This is a genomic window from Pseudomonas brenneri (genome assembly GCF_007858285.1).
Classification (GTDB): domain Bacteria; phylum Pseudomonadota; class Gammaproteobacteria; order Pseudomonadales; family Pseudomonadaceae; genus Aquipseudomonas; species Aquipseudomonas brenneri.
Window position 1 is genome coordinate 30,038 of record NZ_VFIL01000009.1, and the last position, 14,896, is coordinate 44,933.

A 14,896-nucleotide genomic window follows, 5' to 3' on the forward strand; every position below is an offset into this window, starting at 1 on the left:
ATCTGTTAGTTGAGAGAGCCCGCGTGGAATCAGAAGTCAGTCGAGTCCATCTCAGTCATGATCCCCGCACATTGCACGACGACCCGTTACTCGACGGGTTGTTGGCTCTCTGCGCCCTGCACCAGAAGCCCGCCAGTGCGGCAATGCTGACCACCGGCCTGCCATTGCCGGCCCAGCAACTGACCGCTGACTTGCTGGCCCGGGCCGCGGCCCGCGCCGGTTTGCAAGGGCGGTTGCTGCAACGCAAGCTCGATTCGATCCCCGCGATTGCCATGCCGGCGCTGCTGTTGCTCAAGGACGGCCGCAGTGCCGTGCTGCTCGGTTGGCAGGGTGAAGACGAGGCCCAGGTGCTGCTCAGCGAAAGCGATGGCGGTGAAACCATCGTCAAGCGTGAAGCGCTGGCCGATGACTACATCGGCAAAGTGTTCTTTGCCCAGCCCCAGCACAAATTCGATGTCAGCCACGGCACCCTGATCCCGCGGGCCCGCTCCTGGTTTCGCGACACCCTCAAGCGTTCGCGCTGGCTCTACGCCGATGCTATCGCCGCCAGTTTCCTGATCAACCTGATTGCCATGGCCGCGCCGCTGTTCGTGATGAACGTCTACGACCGCGTGGTGCCGAACCAGGCCACTGCCACCTTGTGGGTGCTGGCCACCGGTATTTTCATTGCCTACGTGTTCGACCTGGTCCTCAAGAGCCTGCGTAGCCTGTGCCTGGACCTGGCCGGCAAGAAAACCGACCTGATCATCTCGGCTACGCTGTTCGAGCGGATCGTCGGGATGTCGATGAAGTACCGCCCGGCGCGGGTCGGCAGTTTTGCCCAGAACATCCACGAGTTTCAGAGCCTGCGCGACTTCCTCGCGTCCTTGACGCTCACCAGCCTGATCGACCTGCCGTTTACCCTGCTGATATTCATGGTGATCGCGATCCTCGGCGGGCACTTGGTGTGGATCCCCATGCTGGCCTTCCCGATTGCCCTGGGCATCGGCTACCTGCTGCAAAAGCCGCTGGTTGCCACCATGGAGCGCACCATGGCCCTGGCTTCCGAGCGCCAGTCGAGCCTGATTGAAACCCTGGCCGGGCTGGATGCGGTCAAGGTCAACAACGCCGAGAGCGAGCGCCAGTACCAGTGGGAACAGACCATTGGCACCCTCAGCCGCCTTGAGTTGCGGGTGAAAATGCTCTCTGGGCTGTCGATGAACATCACCTTGCTGATCCAGCAACTGGCCGGTGTGATCATGATTGTCTTCGGCGTCTACCAGATCATCGACGGCAACCTCAGCATGGGCGGCCTGATTGCCTGCTACATGCTCAGTGGCCGCGCCCTCAGCCCCCTGGCATCGCTGTCGGGCCTGATGACCCGCTACCAGCAAGCCAAAGTCACCATGGTCTCCACCGACCAGATGATGGAGCTGCCCCAGGAGCGCAACTTCGAAGAGCGCCCCTTGAGCCGCCGCACCCTGCAAGGCGCCATCGAGTGCCGGGGCCTGAATTTCACGTACCCCAACCAGCAGAACATGGCGCTCAAGAACATCAACCTGGTGATCAAGCCCGGCGAGAAGATCGGCATCATCGGGCGCAGCGGCTCAGGCAAAAGCTCCCTGGCCAAACTGATCGTGGGCCTCTACCAGCCCGACTCCGGCGCCTTGCTGGTGGACGGCGTGGACATTCGCCAGATCGACGTCAGCGAACTGCGCCACAACGTCGGTTATGTGCCCCAGGATATCCAGCTGCTGGCCGGTACCCTGCGCGACAACCTGGTCTCCGGCGCCCGTTACGTTGAAGACGAAGTGGTGCTGCAAGCCGCTGAATTGGCCGGTGTCCACGAATTTGCCCGCCTGCACCCACAAGGCTACGAGCTGCAAGTGGGCGAGCGGGGCCAGAACCTTTCTGGCGGCCAGCGACAAAACGTCGCCTTGGCCCGCGCCCTGCTGCTCAACCCGCCTATCCTGCTGCTGGATGAACCGACCAGCGCCATGGACAACACCGGTGAGGAGCGCCTCAAACAGCGCCTGCAAGCCGTGGTGGAAAGCAAAACCGTGGTGCTGGTGACGCACCGTGCGTCGCTGCTGTCCCTGGTGGACCGTTTGTTGGTCATCGACCGTGGGCAAATCCTTGCCGATGGCCCGAAAGCCGTAGTGATGGAAGCGTTGAAGAAGGGGCAGATCAGTGTTGCGTAAATTCAAGGACGCGGTCCGTCGCTATTTCATTGGTTCCGATTCGCTGGACGGCCAGCCACTGCCAGAGGTCAAGAAGGCCCTGATCGAAGATGCCCCGCGCGTAGTGCGGCTGACCATCTGGGGGATCATCGGGTTTTTCCTGTGCATGCTGCTGTGGGCTGGTTTTGCCAAGGTCGACGAAGTGACACGCGGTGATGGCAAGGCCATTCCCTCCTCCAAATTGCAGAAGATCCAGAACCTTGAGGGCGGTATCGTCGCTGAGTTGTATGTCAAGGAAGGGCAGATCGTTGAGGCCGGTGCGCCGCTGATCCGCCTGGACGACACGCGCTTTGTTTCCAACGCCGGGGAAACCGAGGCCCAGCGCCTGTCCCTGCTGCTGCGCATCGAGCGTTTGAACGCCCAGATCGAAGACCGGCCGTTGAATGTGCCTGAAGATGTGCGGGCTGCTGCGCCAACCCAGGCGATCAACGAGCAGTCGCTGTACGAAAGCCGGCGCCAGCAGTTCAAGGACGAAATCGGCGGCTTGCAGGAGCAATTGACGCAGCGCCAGCAAGAAATGCGCGAATACACCTCCAAGCAGGGCCAGTATCGTAGCCAGCTGTCGTTGCAGCGCCAGGAAATCAACATGTCCGAACCCCTGGTCGCCCAGGGTGCGGTGTCGCCGGTGGAAGTGCTGCGTCTCAAGCGCGCAGAAATGGAAACCCGTGGGCAACTGGACGCCACCACCCTGGCCATCCCGCGCGCTGATTCGGCGATCAAGGAAGTACAACGCAAGATCGACGAGACTCGCGGTAAATACCGTAGCGAAGCCCTGACCGAGCTCAACGAGGCGCGCACTGACCTGAACAAGGCCCAGGCCACCGGCAAAGCCCTCGAAGATCGTGTGAGCCGGACCATGGTCACCTCGCCGGTGCGCGGGATCGTCAAGCAACTGCTGGTCAACACCATTGGTGGGGTGATCCAGCCGGGCAGCGACATGGTCGAAATCGTACCGCTGGACGACACCTTGCTGGTAGAAGCCAAGATCCGCCCGCAAGACATCGCCTTCCTGCACCCGGGGCAAGAAGCCGTGGTCAAGTTCACCGCCTACGACTACACCATCTACGGCGGCCTCAAGGCCAAGCTGGAGCGCATCGGTGCCGACACCATTACCGATGAAGACAAGAAAACCACCTACTACATGATCACCTTGCGCACCGACCGCAGCCACCTGGGCACCGATGAGAAGCCGCTGATCATCATCCCTGGCATGGTCGCTTCGGTCGACATCATCACTGGCAAGAAGACCATCCTCAGCTACCTGCTCAAGCCCATCATCAAGGCCCGGGCCGAGTCGCTGCAGGAGCGTTGATTTTCGGTGTCTGGGCGGGCCCTTTCGCGAGCAAGCCCGCTCCCACATTCGACTGCATTCCCATGTTGGAAATCGGTCGAATGTGGGAGCGGGCTTGCTCGCGAAGGGCTCTCAACCTCCCCACACCTTCCGGCCTCTATCCTCAAAAGGCCATATCGTTATTCTCTAACGGTATTTAAATTCCAGTTCTTATATCTATAAAGTCACTCTCCTGACTGCCAGGGAGTGATCACATGTCCACCGCCACAGCCGCCTTGCCCACCGCGCAAACCTTCGACATCCGCCCATTCCCCGGCAGCGTAGGCGCCGAGATCATTGGCCTGGACCTGTCGCGCCCGGTCAACGACCAGGACTTTGCCCGCATCCATCGCGCGCACCTGGACCACCATGTAGTGGTGTTCCGCGACCAGCGCATCACCCCCGAGCAACAGATCGCCTTCAGCCGCCGTTTCGGCGTGTTGCAGATTCATGTGCTCAAACAGTTCCTGCTGGTCAACCACCCAGAAATCCTTATCGTCTCCAACATCATCGAGAACGGCCAATCCATCGGCCTGGGCGACGCGGGCAAGTTCTGGCATTCGGACCTGTCATACAAAGAACTGCCGAGCCTGGGCTCGATGCTCCACGCCCAGGAACTACCATCCGAAGGCGGCGACACGCTGTTTGCCGACATGCACAAAGCCTGGGACCAGTTGCCCGAGCATCTGCGCAAAGCCGTGGAAGGTCGCAGCGCTGCGCATTCCTACACCGCGCGCTACAGCGAAACCAAATTCGAAGGCAACTGGCGCCCGACCCTGACCCCCGAACAACTGGCGCAGGTCGCCGAAGTGGTGCACCCGGTGGTGCGCACCCACCCGGAAAACGGGCGCCAGGCGCTGTTCGTCAGCGAAGGCTTCACTACCCGCATTGTCGGCCTGCCCGAAGACGAAAGCCGCGACCTGCTGGCCCAACTCTTTGCCCACAGCATCCACCCGCAAAACATCTACCGCCACCGCTGGCAGCCCCACGACCTGGTGTTCTGGGACAACCGCTCGCTGATCCACCTGGCCGCCGGTTGCCCCAGCCACCTGCGCCGCAAACTGTTTCGCACCACCATCCAGGGCGACGCGCCTTTCTGATTCGGAGCATGACCATGTCCAGGAAAACCCCCTTTGCACGATTGGCCGCGACCGTGGGCCTTGGCGTCAGCCTGTTGGCCGGCAGTCTGGTTGCTCCCGCCGTCGCCCAGGCCGAAGGCGAGATTCGCATTGCCGAGCAGTTCGGCATCGTTTACTTGCTGCTCAACGTGGTGCGCGACCAGAACCTGATCGAGAAATATGGCAAGCAGGAAGGTATCGACATCAAGGTCGACTGGACCCAACTGTCCGGCGGCGCGGCGGTCAATGACGCGCTGCTGTCTGGCTCCATCGACATTGCCGGCGCCGGGGTCGGCCCGCTGCTGACCATCTGGGACCGCACCCACGGCAAGCAGAACGTCAAGGCCGTGGCTTCCCTGGGCAACTTCCCGTACTACCTGGTCAGCAACAACCCCAAGGTCAAGACCATCGCCGACTTCACCGAGAAAGACCGCATCGCCGTGCCGGCCGTGGGGGTTTCCGTGCAGTCGCGGTTCCTGCAATACGCGGCGGCCAAGCAATGGGGCGACAAGGAGTTCAATCGCCTGGATAAATACACCATCGCCGTCCCGCACCCGGACGCCACGGCTGCGTTGATCGCCGGGGGTACCGAGCTGACCGGGCATTTCTCCAACCCACCGTTCCAGGACCAGGCGCTGGCCAACCCCAATGTCCACGTGGTGCTCAATACCTATGACCTGCTGGGGCCAAACTCGCCGACCGTACTGTTTGCCACCGAGAAGTTTCGCAACGACAACCCGAAGACCTACAAGGCCTTTATCGATGCGCTGACCGAGGCCGCGCAGTTTGCGCAGAACGATAAGGGCGCCGCTGCCGACACTTACATTCGTGTGACCAAGGCCAAGATCGACCGTGCCGCGCTGCTGAAAATCATCGACAACCCGCAATTCGAATTCAGCGTCACGCCAAAAAACACCTACCCGCTGGCCGAGTTCCTCTACCGGGTTGGCGCGATCAAGAACAAGCCTGAATCGTGGAAGGATTACTTCTTCCAGGATGCCAAGCCGCTGCAAGGGAGTTGAGATGAACGCGCCCTTGCAAGGCCACACGGCCAGCAACCTGAAGACCACTGAGGCGCTGCTCTCGGTGGATCACGTCAGCCTTGAATACCGCACGCCCGAACGGGTCGTGCGGGCCACCCACCAGGTTAGTTTCGAGATCGATCCGGCCGACCGTTTTGTGCTGCTGGGGCCTTCGGGCTGCGGCAAGTCCACGCTGCTCAAGGCGGTAGCCGGTTTTATCAAACCCTGTGAAGGCGAAATTCGCCTGGTAGGGCAAAAGGTCGAGCAACCGGGCCCGGATCGCATCGTGGTGTTCCAGGAATTCGACCAACTGCCGCCGTGGAAAACCGTCAAGCAGAATGTGATGTTCCCGTTGTTGGCCTCCAAGACCCTCAAGCGTCGCGAGGCCGAAGAACGGGCGCTGTACTACCTGGACAAGGTCGGTTTGAGCGCCTTCGCCGACGCCTATCCGCACACGCTGTCCGGTGGCATGAAGGCCCGCGTGGCGATTGCCCGGGCGTTGGCCATGCAGCCGAAAATCCTGCTGATGGACGAACCGTTCGCCGCCCTCGACGCCCTGACCCGGCGCAAGATGCAGGAGGAGTTGCTGCTGCTGTGGGAGGAGGTGCGCTTTACCTTGCTGTTTGTCACCCACTCCATCGAAGAAGCGCTGGTGGTGGGCAACCGCATCCTGTTGCTGTCGCCGCATCCGGGGCGCGTGCGCGCAGAAATCCACAGCCATCAATACGACCTGCACAGCCTTGGCGGTGTGGAGTTCCAGGCGTCGGCGCGGCGTATTCATCGCCTGTTGTTCGATGAAACGCCCGAGGCGGAAACCGAATTGGATTTCGCCGATATCCGCATTGCTTATTGAAGGACTGTGCCCATGCGCCAGGAATATGAAATCACCCTGCAACCGCTGCCCGGCGTGCCCGTGGAGCGTGCCTTGCCCCTGCGCCAACGCCTGTGGCAACAAGGCTGGTTGCGCAAAGGCTTGATCCTGATCGTGCTGGCACTCCTCTGGGAAGCAGCGGCGCGCTATCAGAACAACGACCTGCTGCTGCCCAGTTTCTTGCAGACCTTCCACGCCTTCTACGACGGTATTGCCAGTGGCGAGCTGTTGGGTAAGGTCAGTATCTCGCTGGTGGTGCTGCTCAAGGGCTACCTGATCGGCATTGTCCTGGCATTCGCCCTGACCACTTTGGCGGTCTCGACCCAGATGGGCCGCGACCTGCTGAGCACCCTGACCTCAATGTTCAACCCGCTGCCGGCGATTGCCCTGCTGCCATTGGCGTTGCTGTGGTTTGGCCTGGGGCAGAACAGTCTGATTTTTGTGTTGGTGCACTCGGTGCTGTGGGCCTTGGCACTCAACACTTACTCGGGGTTTATGGGGGGGTCGGAAACCCTGCGTATGGCCGGGCGCAACTACGGCCTCAAGGGCATGCGCTTTGTGCTGTTTATCCTGATCCCGGCGGCGCTGCCATCGATCCTCGCCGGCCTGAAGATTGGCTGGGCCTTTGCCTGGCGCACATTGATCGCTGCCGAACTGGTGTTCGGTGCGACCAGCGGCAAGGGTGGCCTGGGCTGGTACATCTTCCAGAACCGCAACGAGCTGTACACCGACAAGGTCTTCGCCGGGCTGGCGGTGGTAATCCTGATCGGCCTGCTTGTGGAAAACCTGGTGTTCGACACTTTGGAGCGCGTCACTGTGAAGCGCTGGGGGATGCAGCGCTAAACAAGAATGATTGCTCTTTGCCTGTTGCGAGTCCGATAATGCCGCCCGAACCTGATGCCGTCCTGGCGTCAGGCCTGGCCGGTAAAAGGATTTACGAACATGCGGTTTTTGGTCTTGGCGGCGGTGCTGCTGTTATCGACATCGGCTTATGCCGAGTTCAAACCCGAAGTGGTTTTCAGCGCCAAGCCGGTCTACCCCAAGACCCTGAGCACCACCCAAGGTCATGCGCAGATCAGCCTCAAGATTCATAACGACGGCTCGGTCAGCGATGTGAAAGTCCTCAGTGCCACCAAGCCAGCCTTTGGTGAGTCCGCCGTCGGTGCGGCCAAGCAGTGGCGCTTCAAGCCCTGGACCGTGAATGCCGAGCGCCCGGCGGTGATCGAGGCGCGCAATGACATATTGTTTGCACCCGAGCCCATCAGTCGTGAAGCGGTCCAGCTGAACTTTACCGAGGTCAAGTTTCAATCCTGCCGCGACCTGAACGAAGAGGTCAGCCAGTTCCGTCGCGAGTATCCCTCCCGGCCGTTGAGTGCCATGAAGAGCTTTGCCATCACCCGTGTGGCGGTGATGCTGCCGGCGTTCAGTGGCAAAAGTACCTATGCGGATGGCCTGGCCTTGGCTGATCAACTGGAAAACCTCTTGCCGGAAGTCGTCCGCCAGTGTCAGGCCAACCCCACCGCCACCTACGCCGATTACCTGCCGCATAGCCTGAAACAGTACCGGTAAAGCCTGCTACGATTGCGTGCTATGTACTCCAAACCCATCACGAGTGCTTGGCATGCAATTACCGGATATGAACCTACTGGTCGCCCTCGACGCCCTGCTCGACGAGGGCAGCGTGGTGGGCGCCGCGCGGCGGATGAACCTGAGCCCGGCCGCCATGAGCCGTACCCTGACGCGCATCCGCGAGGCGGTGGGCGACCCGATCCTGGTGCGGGCAGGGCGCGGCTTGGTGCCCACGCCCAAGGCCCTGGAGTTGCAAGGCCAGGTGCGCAATGTGGTGGAGCAGGCGGCGTTGCTGTTCCGGTCGGCGGACGAGGTCGACCTGAGCACCTTGCGTAGGCGGTTCAGCGTGCGCGCCAATGACTTTTTTGTCGGTGTGTATGGCGGTCGTCTGTTCGACACCATGGAGCGTGTGGCACCCCATTGCGAGCTGCGTTTCGTCCCCGAAGGCGACAGCGACGACGAAGCCTTGCGTGAAGGGCGGTTGGACTTGCGCGTCGGCAACACCATGCCGATCACCCCGGAAGTGAAGGTGCAGAACCTGTTCTCCACCACCTTCGTCGGCCTGGCCCGCGAAGGCCATCCGTTGTTCGACGAAGAAATCACTGCTGCACGGTTTGCCAGCTACTCCCATATCAGCATCTCCCGACGGGGCATCGCCCGTGGGCCGATCGACACCGCCCTCAATGCCCAGGGCCTGGAACGCCGGGTGGCGATGATCGCGCCGGGGTTTCACGGCGCGATGTTCATGCTGCCCGACTCCGACCTGATCCTGCCGGTGCCCAAGGAAGCGCTCTACAGCGCCAATCGCCTGAAACTGCCACTGCGCGCATTCACCCTGCCGATCTCCCTGCCGACCCTGGTGTTGACCCAGGCCTGGCACCCGCGTTTCGACAAAGACCCGGCGCACAAATGGCTGCGCGAAACCATGCGCGAAAGCTGCGCGGCTACCTGGCGTGAAGCCCAGCCCACCTGAAAACCCCCATCCCAATGTGGAATGGGCTTGTGTGGGAGCGTTTACAGTGAGTGCCGTGGTGGGTCTGATAGCTGCGTCTGGCGCAGTTATAACCTTCCCATAAGTCAGTTTTCGTCATGTCTAAGCCTTATTAAACTGCTCGGGTATTCTATTTCCGAGTTGTACCTTCATGACTTCCCTCGCTGCCCCCGCTCCCTTGGCTGCAGCCAAACCCGCCGCCGTCAGCCCCCCTGTGTTTGGCCCGCGGATCATCATCGGCCTGGTCGGCGTGCTGCTGGCGGTGTTGGTCTCGGGCCTGAACGAAATGGTGACCAAGGTCGCCCTCGCCGATATCCGTGGTGCGCTGTACATCGGTTTTGACGAAGGCACCTGGCTGGTAGCCGCTTACACCGCTACCTCCGTCTCGGCCATGGCCTTTGCGCCGTGGTGTTCGGTGACGTTTTCGCTGCGCCGTTTCACCCTGTGGGCCATCGGCCTGTTTACCCTGCTGGGGGTGCTGTGCCCCCTGGCGCCGAACTATGAAAGCCTGCTGCTGCTGCGTACCGTACAAGGCTTGGCCGGTGGCGCTCTACCGCCGATGCTGATGACCGTGGCCCTGCGTTTCTTGCCGGCCAACGTCAAACTCTACGGCCTGGCCGGCTACGCCCTGACCGCCACCTTCGGCCCCAGCCTCGGTACACCGCTGGCGGCGCTCTGGACCGAATATGTCGGCTGGCAATGGGCGTTCTGGCAGATTGTCGCGCCGTGCCTGCTGGCCATGGTTGCCGTGGCTTACGGCCTGCCCCAGGACCCGCTGCGCCTGGAGCGCCTCAAGCAGTTCAACTGGCGCGGCCTGCTGCTGGGGTTTCCGGCGATCTGCATGCTGGTGATTGGCATCTTGCAGGGCAATCGCCTGGACTGGTTCGAGTCGCCGCTGATCACCACGCTGTTGGTGGGCGGGGTGCTGTTGCTGGTGCTGTTCATGCTCAATGAATGGTCACACCCGATGCCGTTCTTCAAGTTGCAGATGCTCGGGCTGCGCAACCTGTCGTTTGCCCTGATCGTGCTGGCCGGGGTGCTGGTGGTGTTGCAGGCGGTGATCATCCTGCCATCCAGCTACCTGGCGCAGGTGCAGGGCTATCGGCCGCTGCAAACCGCGCCGGTGATGCTGATCATGGCCCTGCCGCAGTTGATCGCCCTGCCGCTGGTAGCGGCCCTGTGCAACTTGCGCTGGGTGGACTGCCGCTGGGTGCTGGGGATTGGCCTGGGCATGCTGACCTTGTCCTGTGTCGGCGGTGCGCAACTGACCTCGGCGTGGATCCGGGATGAGTTCTACGTGCTGCAACTGTTGCAGATCTTCGGCCAGCCGATGGCGGTATTGCCGTTGTTGATGCTGTCCACCGGCAGCATCGTGCCCACCGATGGGCCGTTTGCCTCGGCCTGGTTCAACACGGTCAAGGGCCTGGCCGCGGTGGTTGCCACCGGGGTGATCGAGGTGCTGACCACCCACCGCCTGCATTTCCACTCGACCATGCTGGTGGACGCCCTGGGCAACTCACCGTTGGCCAATAGTGACGCCCCGGGCCTGGCCCATCGGCTGCACCAGCAGGCGGTGGTGCTGACTTCTTCGGATCTCTATTACGTCATGGCCGGTGTCGCGGTGGCGTTGATCCTGCTGATTTTCTGGATGCCGACGCGGATTTTCCCGCCGCGCGCACCCACCTGATTGTTGACGCAGACAAAGGATTTTTATGAAACGTAAAGACCAGATTGCCGTGACTGTTATCGCCGTGTGCGCCGTGGGTGTGCTGGTGTACCTGCTGGCGCCGGGTGTATTTGGCAACAAGCGCCAGACCACCAACGACGCCTTTGTGGCCGCTGACTACACCCTGGTGGCGCCACGGGTTGCCGGGTTTATCAAAGAGGTGTTGGTGGAAGACAACCAACAGGTCAAGGCCGGGCAGTTGCTGGCGTTGATCGATGACCGCGACTTGCGTGCCGCCGCCCAGGCCGCCGATGCCGAGACCCTGATGGCCCAGGCTCAACTGAAAAACGCGGTGGCCAACCTTGAGCGGCAAAGCTCGGTGATCGCCCAGGCCCAGGCCACCGTGGCCGCCGATCGCGCCGAAGTGGCCTTCGCCGAGCACGAGTTGAACCGCTACAACCACCTCGCCGGTGTCGGTGCCGGCACTGTGCAGAATGCCCAGCAAGCCAAGACCCGTATCGACCAGGCCACCGCGCGCCTGGCCAATGCCACGGCGGTATTGGCCGCCGAACGCAAGCAGGTGGAAATCCTCAGCGCCCAGCGCGATGCGGCTGAAGGCGGCTTGAAGCGGGCCCAGGCCGCGCTGGAAATGGCCAGTTATCAGCTGTCGTACACACGCATTGTCGCGCCGGTGGACGGCATGGTCGGCGAGCGTGCGGTACGGGTCGGGGCCTTTGTCACACCCGGCAGCAAGATCCTTGCCGTGGTGCCGCTGGCCGACGCGTATGTGGTGGCCAATTTCCAGGAAAACCAACTGTCCCACATGCATGCCGGCCAAGCGGTTGAAGTGCGGGTCGACAGCCTCGACGGTGAAGTGCTCCAGGGTCACCTGGAAAGCCTGGCGCCGGCCACGGGCGTGACCTTCGCCTCGGTCAAGCCGGACAACGCCACCGGCAACTTCACCAAGGTGGTGCAGCGCATTCCGGTGAAAATCCTCCTGGAGCCAGGGCAGGCGCATATCCATCGCCTGCGGGTCGGGATGTCGGTGGAGGCCAGCGTCAACACCCATCCCAGTGCGCAGCAACGTGAGGTGGCGCAGCAATGAGAAAACTCGCACTGCTTACCCTCAGCCTGGTCAGTCTGGGTGCGTGTACCGTAGGCCCTGATTTCCAGCGGCCCGATGTCCGGTCGACGGCGCACTGGGCCGAGCCCCAGGGACGCCAGGCCGCCAGCCGTGCGGTCAGCGATCCGTTGGAAGAGCAGTGGTGGGACGTGTTCCACGACCCGCAACTGTCGGCCCTGGTGCGCCGGGCACTGAGCGACAACCTCGACTTGAAACTGGCCAGCAGCCGCCTGCAACAGAGCCGCGCAGTGCGCCAGGTGACGAGCGCCGGACGCTATCCAGAGGTCAGCGCCGATGGCAACTACGGGCGCAAACGCAATAGCGCCAATGGCCTGAGCGACCCTTCGGGCAACAACGGCCGTTCGGCCTTCAACCTGTGGGATGCAGGCTTTGCGGCCTCCTGGGAACTGGACTTCTGGGGCCGGGTAAGACGCGAAACCGAAGCTGCCAACGCCACCCTGCAAGTGGCCGAAAACGACCGCCGCGCGGTGCTGCTGTCGGTGCTGGCCGAGACTGCCCAGGACTACATTCAACTGCGCGGCGTGCAAAGCACCCGTGCGGTCACCGAGCAAAACCTCGACGTGGCGCGCCGTAGCCTGAAACTCTCGCAGCTGCGTTTGGCCGACGGTGTGGCTACCCACCTGGATGTCGCTGAAGCCGCTGCGCAAGTCGCCGCCATCGAAGCGCGCCTGCCGGATTTGCAGCAGCGCCAGGACCAGTTGATCAACGCCCTGAGCCTGTTGATGGGCCAGGCTCCGCAAGCCTTGCATGCGCAACTGTCACCGGACGGCGCAGTGCCCCAGACCCAGCGCCAGGTGGCGATTGGCCTGCCGTCGCAACTGGCAGAGCGCCGCCCCGACATCCGCCAGGCCGAGGCGCGCCTGCATGCGGCGACCGCCAGCATTGGTGTGGCCAAGGGCGACTTCTACCCACGGATCACCCTGTCGGGCAGCCTCGGTTCCCAGGCCATGCAGTTATCGGATCTGGGCTCCTGGGGTTCGCGCACGTTCGCTTTCGGCCCGTCGTTGAGCCTGCCGCTGTTCAACGGTGGCCGCTTGCAGGGCATGCTCGACCTGCGCGAAGCCCAGCAGCAGGAAGCGGCCCTGGCCTACCAGCAGACCGTGCTGCGTGCCTGGCATGAAATCGACGACCAGTTGACCCGCTACAACGCCAGCCAACTGCGCCGCGGCAGCCTCGCCGAAGCGGTGCGCCAGAACCAGATCGCCCTGGACACCGCCCAGCACCAGTACGTCGAAGGGGTGGTGGATTTCGTCAACGTGCTCACGGTGCAGAGCGCCTTGCTGGCGACCCAGGAGCAATGGGTGGAAAGCTCCACCGGCGTGTCCCTGGCCATGGTCGGCCTGTACAAGGCGCTGGGCGGAGGTTGGGAGTCGGTGTACCCGTTGCAGACCGCCGGGCGGTAACTGATAAAGTTTTTTGCCAGTCGCGATACAAGCTGTAATGATAATTGCTCTCAATAGTGTATCCGGGCGATTCATGGACACCGCGACTGACGGCCAGCAACAGCTTCATCTCCTGTACCGCGACCATCATGGTTGGCTGCAAGGCTGGCTACGCAAGCGTTTGGGCGACCGCGAGCACGCCGCCGATGTGGCGCAGGACACGTTCCTGCGCCTGTTGGTGTCTGGGCGTTTTCCCGGGGCCAGGGAAAGTCGCAGCTACCTGACGCAGATTGCGCGCAACCTGGTGATCGACCAATGGCGCCGCCTGCGCATCGAGCGCGCCTATCTGGAAAGCATCGCCCACTTGCCGGAGCCAGAGTCGCCGTCACTGGAGACCCGCGCACTGATCCTCGAAACCCTGATGCAGATCGACGCCATGCTCGACCGCATGCCCGAGAACGTGCGCCGCGCGTTCCTGTTGTCGCAGTTCGAAGGCCTGACCTACGCGCAGATCGCCGAACGCCTGGGGGTGACGATCAGCTCGGTGCAGAAGTACATGACCCGCGCGATCATTGCCTGCTACCAGGTGGCTTACGAAGAATGAGAGCCCGCCATGACGCGCCGATTGCCCAGGCGGTGGTCGAGCAGGCCAGTGAGTGGTTGATGCTGCAATGGGGCGGCGAATTCGATGGGGCCCAGCGCCAGGCCTTTGCCCATTGGCAGGCCGCCGACCCGGAGCATCGTCGCGCCTGGCAGCGTTTGCAGCAGTTGCAGCAGACCTTGGGCGGTGTGCCCGCCGACAGCGCCCGTGCGGTGTTGCGCGACGCGCCAGACCCCCAGCGCCGGGCCGCGCTGAAACTGCTTGGGTTGCTGCTGGTGGCCGGTGGCAGTGGCTACCTGGTGCAGGGCAGCCAGCCCTGGCAGGCGGCCTTTGCCGAGCATCGCACCGCCACTGGCGAGATTCGCCACCTGACCTTGAGCGACGGCACCCACCTGGACCTCAACAGCGACAGCGCCATCGACCTGCGCTTCAGTGCCACTGAGCGGCGCATCCGCCTGATTCGTGGCGAGCTCCTGCTGACCAGCGGCCACGACCCGTCCCGCCCGCTGATCGTCGAAACCGCCGCCGGCGATATCCAGGCCCTGGGCACCCGGTTTGCCGTGCGCGAGTTGGACGATGGTAGCCGCGTCGATCTGTATGAAGGGCGTGTGCAGGTGCGCCCGGTGCAGGGTGTGCCGGTGCTGATGAGTGCGGGGGACAGCCTGTGGTTCAGCGCAACGCAGACCTCGGCGGTGACCGCGCTGGATGCCAACGCCAGCAGTTGGACCCACAATCGCCTGATCGCCGAGCGCCAGCCGTTGGGGCAGTTTGTCGCGGAACTGAGCCGCTATCGGCCAGGGGTTTTGCGTTGCGATGAGTCGGTAGCGGGCCTGTTGCTGACCGGCGTATTTCCCCTGAATGACACTGACGCGATCCTTGCGGCGCTGGAGCGCTCGCTACCGGTGCAGGTACAGGCGGTGACCCGTTACTGGGTCACCCTCAAACCCAGGGCCTGACTCCCACAGGGTTTTGTGTCTGGGTTG

The 14,896-nt window shown here is 62.6% G+C and carries 13 protein-coding genes; all 13 read left to right on the forward strand.

Going from position 1 to position 14,896, the window contains the following annotated elements:
• Positions 1-23 precede the first annotated feature (23 nt).
• The 13 genes from FJD34_RS19635 to FJD34_RS19700 all read left to right on the forward strand — a co-directional run bounded on the left by FJD34_RS19635 (position 24) and on the right by FJD34_RS19700 (position 14,869).
• Positions 24-2,180, forward strand: a complete 2,157-nt coding sequence (locus FJD34_RS19635; protein ID WP_032856472.1) for a type I secretion system permease/ATPase — start codon at positions 24-26, stop codon at positions 2,178-2,180.
• Positions 2,170-3,531: an HlyD family type I secretion periplasmic adaptor subunit gene (locus FJD34_RS19640; protein WP_065943930.1), complete on the forward strand. Its 1,362-nt coding sequence runs from the start codon at positions 2,170-2,172 to the stop codon at positions 3,529-3,531. Before FJD34_RS19635 ends, FJD34_RS19640 begins: the two co-directional genes overlap by 11 nt.
• A 233-nt stretch (positions 3,532-3,764) precedes the next feature.
• Positions 3,765-4,649 (forward strand): TauD/TfdA dioxygenase family protein, encoded by an 885-nt coding sequence (locus FJD34_RS19650; RefSeq protein WP_090292626.1) that lies wholly within the window; start codon positions 3,765-3,767, stop codon positions 4,647-4,649.
• A gap of 14 nt (positions 4,650-4,663) precedes the next feature.
• Positions 4,664-5,689: an ABC transporter substrate-binding protein gene (locus tag FJD34_RS19655; protein ID WP_065943932.1), complete on the forward strand. Its 1,026-nt coding sequence runs from the start codon at positions 4,664-4,666 to the stop codon at positions 5,687-5,689.
• 1 nt (position 5,690) lies between these two features.
• A complete protein-coding gene (locus tag FJD34_RS19660; protein ID WP_065943933.1) occupies positions 5,691-6,542 on the forward strand; it encodes an ABC transporter ATP-binding protein in 852 nt (283 codons plus the stop codon).
• Between the two features lie 12 nt (positions 6,543-6,554).
• Positions 6,555-7,403: an ABC transporter permease gene (locus FJD34_RS19665; protein ID WP_090292627.1), complete on the forward strand. Its 849-nt coding sequence runs from the start codon at positions 6,555-6,557 to the stop codon at positions 7,401-7,403.
• Positions 7,404-7,502: 99 nt separating this feature from the next.
• Positions 7,503-8,129: an energy transducer TonB gene (locus FJD34_RS19670; RefSeq protein ID WP_032856478.1), complete on the forward strand. Its 627-nt coding sequence runs from the start codon at positions 7,503-7,505 to the stop codon at positions 8,127-8,129.
• A gap of 52 nt (positions 8,130-8,181) precedes the next feature.
• A complete protein-coding gene (locus FJD34_RS19675) occupies positions 8,182-9,102 on the forward strand; it encodes a LysR family transcriptional regulator (RefSeq protein ID WP_032856479.1) in 921 nt (306 codons plus the stop codon).
• A 169-nt stretch (positions 9,103-9,271) separates the two neighbouring features.
• Complete coding sequence (locus tag FJD34_RS19680) at positions 9,272-10,807, forward strand: MFS transporter (RefSeq protein ID WP_090292629.1); 1,536 nt, start codon at positions 9,272-9,274, stop codon at positions 10,805-10,807.
• Positions 10,808-10,832: 25 nt separating this feature from the next.
• Positions 10,833-11,891, forward strand: a complete 1,059-nt coding sequence (locus FJD34_RS19685) for an HlyD family secretion protein (RefSeq protein ID WP_090292631.1) — start codon at positions 10,833-10,835, stop codon at positions 11,889-11,891.
• The gene (locus tag FJD34_RS19690; protein ID WP_090292633.1) at positions 11,888-13,333 is read left to right on the forward strand and encodes an efflux transporter outer membrane subunit; all 1,446 of its coding nucleotides are present in this window, start codon (positions 11,888-11,890) and stop codon (positions 13,331-13,333) included. The genes FJD34_RS19685 and FJD34_RS19690 overlap by 4 nt, the downstream gene beginning before the upstream one ends.
• Before the next feature lie 73 nt (positions 13,334-13,406).
• A complete protein-coding gene (locus tag FJD34_RS19695) occupies positions 13,407-13,916 on the forward strand; it encodes a sigma-70 family RNA polymerase sigma factor (RefSeq protein ID WP_032856483.1) in 510 nt (169 codons plus the stop codon).
• Positions 13,913-14,869, forward strand: a complete 957-nt coding sequence (locus FJD34_RS19700; protein WP_090292635.1) for a FecR domain-containing protein — start codon at positions 13,913-13,915, stop codon at positions 14,867-14,869. The genes FJD34_RS19695 and FJD34_RS19700 overlap by 4 nt, the downstream gene beginning before the upstream one ends.
• The last annotated feature ends 27 nt before the right edge of the window (positions 14,870-14,896 follow it).

What these genes read in the sequence shown, in the direction of transcription:
- FJD34_RS19650 (WP_090292626.1), top strand. Translation starts at nt 3,765, where the DNA reads ATGTCCACCGCCACAGCCGCCTTGCCCACCGCGCAAACCTTCGACATC.
- FJD34_RS19655 (WP_065943932.1), top strand. Translation starts at nt 4,664, where the DNA reads ATGTCCAGGAAAACCCCCTTTGCACGATTGGCCGCGACCGTGGGCCTT.
- FJD34_RS19660 (WP_065943933.1), top strand. Translation starts at nt 5,691, where the DNA reads ATGAACGCGCCCTTGCAAGGCCACACGGCCAGCAACCTGAAGACCACT.
- FJD34_RS19665 (WP_090292627.1), top strand. Translation starts at nt 6,555, where the DNA reads ATGCGCCAGGAATATGAAATCACCCTGCAACCGCTGCCCGGCGTGCCC.
- FJD34_RS19670 (WP_032856478.1), top strand. Translation starts at nt 7,503, where the DNA reads ATGCGGTTTTTGGTCTTGGCGGCGGTGCTGCTGTTATCGACATCGGCT.
- FJD34_RS19675 (WP_032856479.1), top strand. Translation starts at nt 8,182, where the DNA reads ATGCAATTACCGGATATGAACCTACTGGTCGCCCTCGACGCCCTGCTC.
- FJD34_RS19680 (WP_090292629.1), top strand. Translation starts at nt 9,272, where the DNA reads ATGACTTCCCTCGCTGCCCCCGCTCCCTTGGCTGCAGCCAAACCCGCC.
- FJD34_RS19685 (WP_090292631.1), top strand. Translation starts at nt 10,833, where the DNA reads ATGAAACGTAAAGACCAGATTGCCGTGACTGTTATCGCCGTGTGCGCC.
- FJD34_RS19690 (WP_090292633.1), top strand. Translation starts at nt 11,888, where the DNA reads ATGAGAAAACTCGCACTGCTTACCCTCAGCCTGGTCAGTCTGGGTGCG.
- FJD34_RS19695 (WP_032856483.1), top strand. Translation starts at nt 13,407, where the DNA reads ATGGACACCGCGACTGACGGCCAGCAACAGCTTCATCTCCTGTACCGC.
- FJD34_RS19700 (WP_090292635.1), top strand. Translation starts at nt 13,913, where the DNA reads ATGAGAGCCCGCCATGACGCGCCGATTGCCCAGGCGGTGGTCGAGCAG.